The organism is Vibrio sp. 1180_3, assembly GCF_029478545.1.
Lineage (GTDB): Bacteria > Pseudomonadota > Gammaproteobacteria > Enterobacterales > Vibrionaceae > Vibrio > Vibrio aestuarianus.
Window position 1 is genome coordinate 1 of the sequence record NZ_SJFM01000093.1, and the last position, 2,472, is coordinate 2,472.

General features: G+C 40.7%; 4 protein-coding genes and 1 pseudogene. All 5 read left to right on the forward strand.

The window, feature by feature from the left end:
* Nucleotides 1–165 (forward strand): annotated as a pseudogene (locus EYW48_RS20795) (VOC family protein); the annotation flags it as partial.
* A 732-nt stretch (nucleotides 166–897) separates the two neighbouring features.
* Nucleotides 898–1,179 carry a type II toxin-antitoxin system Phd/YefM family antitoxin gene (locus EYW48_RS20800; RefSeq protein ID WP_017046278.1) on the forward strand — a complete coding sequence of 94 codons (282 nt, stop codon included), beginning with the start codon at nucleotides 898–900 and terminating at the stop codon, nucleotides 1,177–1,179.
* Nucleotides 1,176–1,463: a type II toxin-antitoxin system RelE/ParE family toxin gene (locus EYW48_RS20805; RefSeq protein ID WP_277433006.1), complete on the forward strand. Its 288-nt coding sequence runs from the start codon at nucleotides 1,176–1,178 to the stop codon at nucleotides 1,461–1,463. The genes EYW48_RS20800 and EYW48_RS20805 overlap by 4 nt, the downstream gene beginning before the upstream one ends.
* A 200-nt stretch (nucleotides 1,464–1,663) precedes the next feature.
* Nucleotides 1,664–1,930 carry a BrnT family toxin gene (locus EYW48_RS20810; RefSeq protein WP_010320360.1) on the forward strand — a complete coding sequence of 89 codons (267 nt, stop codon included), beginning with the start codon at nucleotides 1,664–1,666 and terminating at the stop codon, nucleotides 1,928–1,930.
* Nucleotides 1,917–2,159, forward strand: coding sequence for a CopG family transcriptional regulator (locus EYW48_RS20815; RefSeq protein WP_115340100.1), 243 nt, complete (start codon nucleotides 1,917–1,919; stop codon nucleotides 2,157–2,159). Before EYW48_RS20810 ends, EYW48_RS20815 begins: the two co-directional genes overlap by 14 nt.
* The last annotated feature ends 313 nt before the right edge of the window (nucleotides 2,160–2,472 follow it).

Sequence of the window (2,472 nt, forward strand, 5' to 3'; positions counted from 1 at the left end):
CTTTTGGTCTTCTACAGCGCAGATATAGAGTCTACATTGGCTAAAGTTATTCAAAATGGTGGTGAAATCTCTCGCCCGATATTTGAGTTTCCTGGTGGCTGTCGTTTCCACTTCATTGAGCCAAGTGATAATGAGTTCGCAGTTTGGTCGGAAGCACGCGTATAACAAACAATTTAAGAGGGATTCTCAACGCTTGGCATTTTTGCTTCTACTTCAATTTTAGTGTTTACGATACAATACTTTAGGTTGGGTGGTGGCGTTGTTCACCCCTTAATTGGGCGTTATGCAACTCAGGTAAATTTAGGGGTTTAATCTTTTGGGATTTCTCTGGCCATTCGCTTTGTGTTGTCGGCAAATGAACATTTTCGGCTCCAATTTCGTGGTCAATTCAACCCGTAAAACAGACAAGATTCTTTGTTGCCTCACTCGGTTTTAGCGTTGGCGCGTTGTTAATTTTGCTGGCGCAAAGTGTGGAAAGGGCAAGTTAATCGAGAATTTCGAGTTCGCTGAATATTTTGCTCGTTGAGTTTTTCAGATTCAAAAGTTTGGTTTGTTGCTGAAAGGTGTGCTTTGTTTTGGCGGCTTATTTATTACGGTTCGGGCTTGGGTTGATTCTTGGCTCACTTAACCAACATTTTGATTGTTTTCTTAATCAAATTTAGTGTAACTTTATGTTTATCTTATTGAATTTTCATAACAAAGCATTTAAGATGGATTCGCAACGCTTGGCGGCTTTAGTGTAAATTCAGTTTTTGCGTTTTAAGTGGTTTGTCGAAGCATTGGTGTTTAGCGTTGCTCACCACTTAATGCGGCGTTATAACACAGAATCAGGCTATTGCTCAAAATTGCTATTTGAACTATTATTTGTACATTAAATTGTACCATAGGGAGTTCAACATGAGCCGCATCCATTTTGATCAAGATATTCAGCCTTTGTCTGAATTTCGTGCTGGCGTGACGTCATTTATTAAACAGATTAACGAAACTCGCAGACCACTAGTAATCACACAACGTGGTAAAGGTGTTGCTGTTGTCCTTGATGTTGCGGAGTATGAAGCAATGCAAGAGAAGATCGAGTTACTGGAAGAAATGCGTACTGCCGAAGCACAGTTAGCTTCAGGTTTAGGTGTTTCCAATGAAGACGCTCGTGCTCAAGTGCTGGGGCGTCTTAATAAATGAAAGTAGTTTGGTCACCACTAGCATTACAAAAATTAGGTGATGCAGCCGAGTTTATTTCGCTAGATAATCCAGTGGTGGCAGAAAACTGGGTTAATGAGGTCTTCGATAAAACAGACCTTCTCTCAAGTATGCCTGAAATGGGACGAATGGTTCCTGAGCTACCTCATACCAATTACCGCGAAATCTTGTTTGGTCACTATCGAATCATATATAGCCTCAGCCATGAAATTCGCGTCCTTACAGTACGAAATTGTCGTCAGATACTAACGGAAAGTGACGTGTAGCAATTGTGCTATAACAATCAATTTAAGAGGGATTCCCAACGCTTGGAATTTTTGCTTCTACTTCAAATTTAGTGCTTATGGCACAATGCGTTAGGTTGGGTGGTAGCGTTGCTCACCCCTTAATTGGGCGTTAGCCGTTTTCACAATCATTAGCCAAAGTGTAAGTTGCAAAATGAGTAAAAAGGGTGTAATTTTTACTCATGACGAAATTCGAATTTGATGAAAATAAAAGCAGGTCAAATTTTGAGAAACATGGAATTGATTTCTATACAGCTCAAGGTTTGTGGAATGACTCTGATCTTATCGAGATCCCTGCAAACACAAGTGATGAACCTAGGTATTTGGTCATCGGCATGTTAAATGGTAAGCATTGGTCTGGCGTCATTACATACCGTGGACTAAATATTAGGATCATTTCAGTCAGACGTTCACGTAAAGCGGAGGTGAACTTATATGAAAGCGCATGAGTTTGATGCCAAGTTTGAAAGTGACGATGACATTTTAGGTGATATAGATTTATCTAAAGTTAAGCGTCCAATGCAAAAGCAGAAACGGGTAAATGTTGATTTCCCTGCATGGATGTTAGATTCACTAGATCGTGAAGCTAACCGAGTAGGTGTTACACGACAGTCGATTATCAAGATTTGGCTAGCTGAAAGGCTTGAAAATGTAGCTCATCACCACACTTCAAACTAAACGGCTAACAAACGCTTCAAGAGGGACAGCCAACGCGTGGCATTTTTACTATGCGTTGGTTTAAGTGATTAAGGTGATATGCGGCGGCATTGGTATTGCGTTGCTCACACCTTAACAGGGCGTTATGCAACTCAGGTAAATTTAGGGGTTCAATCTTTTGGGATTTCTCTGGCTATTCGTTTGGTGTTGTCGGCAAAGGAGCATTTTTACCCTCAAATTCTTGGTTAACTCAAACCGTAAAACAGGCAAATTTCTTTGTTTGCCTCAATTGGTTTTAGCGTTGGGGCGTTGTCAGTTTAGCGGGTGCAAAGTG

Excerpts from the sequence above, each read along its gene's own strand:
- EYW48_RS20800 (WP_017046278.1), top strand. The coding sequence starts at position 898 with ATGAGCCGCATCCATTTTGATCAAGATATTCAGCCTTTGTCTGAATTT.
- EYW48_RS20805 (WP_277433006.1), top strand. The coding sequence starts at position 1,176 with ATGAAAGTAGTTTGGTCACCACTAGCATTACAAAAATTAGGTGATGCA.
- EYW48_RS20810 (WP_010320360.1), top strand. The coding sequence starts at position 1,664 with ATGACGAAATTCGAATTTGATGAAAATAAAAGCAGGTCAAATTTTGAG.
- EYW48_RS20815 (WP_115340100.1), top strand. The coding sequence starts at position 1,917 with ATGAAAGCGCATGAGTTTGATGCCAAGTTTGAAAGTGACGATGACATT.